This is a genomic window from Mesorhizobium sp. M7A.F.Ca.CA.004.12.1.1 (assembly GCF_003997835.1).
Taxonomy (GTDB): domain Bacteria; phylum Pseudomonadota; class Alphaproteobacteria; order Rhizobiales; family Rhizobiaceae; genus Mesorhizobium.
The window spans coordinates 1-2,720 of sequence record NZ_RZRK01000806.1 but is presented as its reverse complement, the minus strand read 5'-3'; the positions used below and the strand labels follow the sequence as shown (position 1 = coordinate 2,720).

Genomic DNA, 2,720 nt, shown 5'->3' with positions numbered 1-2,720 from the left:
CCTTGATCATGATGAACTGCTTGACGCCTTCGTCGGGCTGTAGCCGGATGACCAGCTGGTTGGCGAAGATCGGTCCGGCGCTGTCGCCGAAGATCGAATGCGGGATCGGCTTGAATTCGATGATGATTTCCGAAACCCGCGTCGCCAGCCGCTTGCCGGTGCGGAGATAGAACGGAACGCCCGACCAGCGCCAATTGCCGATCTCGGCCTTGATGGCGACGAAGGTTTCGGTGTTGCTGTCCTTGCCGAGTTCCTCGACATAGCCTTTCACCGGTCCGCCGGCCGAAGCCCCGGCGCGATACTGCCCGCGCACGGTGTGCTTTGGCGCCTCGTTGCCGTTGATGCGCTTCAGTGCCCGCAGCACCTTCAGCTTTTCGTCGCGCACGGCGTCGGCATCCATCGACGATGGCGCTTCCATGGCGACGAGGCACAGCAGCTGCAGCATATGGTTCTGCACCATGTCGCGCAGCGCGCCGGCCTTGTCGTAATAGGTGACGCGGTCTTCCAGGCCGACGGTCTCGGCCACGGTGATCTGGACATGGTCGATGTGGGCTGAATTCCACAACGGCTCGTAGAGCGCGTTGGCGAAGCGCAGCGCCATCAGGTTCTGCACCGTCTCCTTGCCGAGATAATGGTCGATGCGGAAGATCTGGCTTTCGTGGAAGTCGTCGCCGACCAGGTCGTTGAGCTTGCGTGCCGAATCGAGGTCGCGGCCGATCGGCTTTTCCAGCACGATGCGCGAGTTCGGCGTGATCAGATTGTGCTCTTTCAGCTTGTGCGAGATGTCGCCGAACAGCGCCGGCGCCACCGCCAGGTAGAAGGCTCGAATGCGGTCGCTGTCGCCGATCGCCTTCTTGAGCTTGTCGAATCCGGCGCCGCTCGTCGCATCGGCCGAGACGTAGGACAGCCGCGCCAGGAAAGTCTTCAGTTCCTTGGCGTCGATGTCGGCCGGTTTGACGTGCTCGGAGATCGCCTGTTTGGCGAAGGCCTGGAATTCTTCGTCGCTCATTTTCGAGCGCGATGTGCCGATGATGCGTGTCGGCTCCGAAAACTGATGGTCGCGCTGGCGATAATAGAGCGACGGCAGAAGCTTGCGTTCCGACAGATCGCCGGTGCCGCCGAAAATGATGAAGTCGAAAGGCTCGACGGGGATGATCTGGCTGGTCATGGTCTGTCCGCTTTGACGCCGGTCGCTGTGACGCGGCTGATATAATCTAATCGATTTAAATTTTCCAGTGCCATGGTGTCACATCTGGGTGTATGCGCCTGCCCCTTGACAGTCCGATGACCCGGAGGCTTGTCGAAGGCGCGGCTCCGGAAGCCTTCGCAGTTGCAGCATAGAGCGGGATTGACGCGAAAGCCAAAGGAGAAATCGGCGATGGCTCCACATCTTTCGGCCAATCCAGTCAGAAGCCGTGGCTTTGCGCGGATGAGCGCCAATGACGTGCCCGTTGATCGTCACCAATAGTGAGCGGAAAAAACATGCGTCTGGAAAACAAGGTTGCGATCATCACCGGTGCTGCGTCGGGTTTTGGCGAGGGCATCGCCAGGCGCTTTGCGCAGGAGGGTGCCAGGGTCGTTGTCGCCGACCTCAACGCCAGGGGCGCGGAACGCGTCGCCGGCGAGATCGGAGAAGCGGCGATCTGGACCCAGACCGATGTCTCGCTACGCTCCGAATTCGACGAGATGGTCTATGCCGCCAAAAGCGCCTTCGGCCGCATCGACATCATGGTCAACAATGCCGGCTACACCCATCGCAACGGCGATATGCTCAATGTCGACGAGGAGACCTTCGACCTGATAACATCAGTCAACATGAAGGCGATCTATCACGCGGCACTCGCCGTGGTGCCGATCATGGAGCGGCAGGGCGGCGGCGTCATCCTGACCACGGCCTCCACCGCGGGTCTGCGGCCGCGCCCCGGCCTCACCTGGTACAATGCGTCGAAAGGCTGGGCGATCACCGCCACCAAGTCGATGGCGGTCGAACTGGCGCCGAAGAACATCCGCGTCAACTGCCTCTGCCCGGTTGCCGGCGAGACCGGCATGCTGGAGAAATTCATGGGCGCCGATACGCCCGAAATCCGCGAGAAGTTCCGCGCATCGATCCCGCTCGGCCGGCTTTCGACGCCGCTCGACATCGCCAACGCCGCACTCTGGCTGGCCTCGGACGAGGCCGCCTTCATCACCGGCGTGGCGCTGGAGGTCGATGGCGGCCGCTGCATCTGAAAGTGCCAGGCGTCACGCGCCGGTCTTGATGTAACTCTTGTAGATCCAGCCGGTCTTGCCGTTGTAGGTGATCTGGCACCATTGCTTGCAGCTCTTCACCTGCACCGAGGTTTTGGCTGGCACCGTACCGATGGCGGCGGCATTTTTCTTCGGGCCGCTTCGCATGGTCACGGCCCTCAGGATGCGCCCTGTTCCGGCGGCTGCGGCTTTCCTCGGCTTCGCCTTGGCTTGGCTGTCATCCCCCTCTGCCGCTGGCTCTTGCGGCTGCACCGCGGGGATGGCGGCGGTTTGTGCGCCGTCGGGGTGGTTGCCCGCGGCTGCGTTGGGCGCGGCTACCTTGGCAAGTTCGGTGGCAGCATCGGTAGCGGCTGCCGGCTGTGCGAATGCCGCCGCTTGCTTGTCCGCTGCCTTGGGAGCGGTCGAATCGGACGCGGATGCGTCCTTCGGCTGGGAACCGGTCCAGCGCGGGTCATTGGCGGCGAGTGCGGGGA

3 protein-coding genes are annotated in these 2,720 nt (G+C 62.6%); 1 reads left to right on the top strand and 2 read right to left on the bottom strand.

Translation table 11 applies throughout. The features are described from left to right. Positions 1 to 1,168 (bottom strand): glucose-6-phosphate dehydrogenase (zwf, locus tag EN984_RS29920; protein ID WP_127384169.1); only part of this gene is annotated, 1,168 nt, incomplete at its 3' end. 314 nt (positions 1,169 to 1,482) lie between these two features. On the opposite strand from zwf, the gene EN984_RS29915 reads away from it, so the two are divergent. Then, positions 1,483 to 2,229, top strand: a complete 747-nt coding sequence (locus tag EN984_RS29915) for an SDR family oxidoreductase (protein ID WP_127268127.1) — start codon at positions 1,483 to 1,485, stop codon at positions 2,227 to 2,229. A gap of 12 nt (positions 2,230 to 2,241) precedes the next feature. On the opposite strand, the gene EN984_RS29910 is transcribed toward EN984_RS29915, so the two are convergent. After that, a partial coding sequence (locus tag EN984_RS29910; protein WP_164765741.1) for an SH3 domain-containing protein occupies positions 2,242 to 2,720 on the bottom strand: 479 nt, incomplete at its 5' end.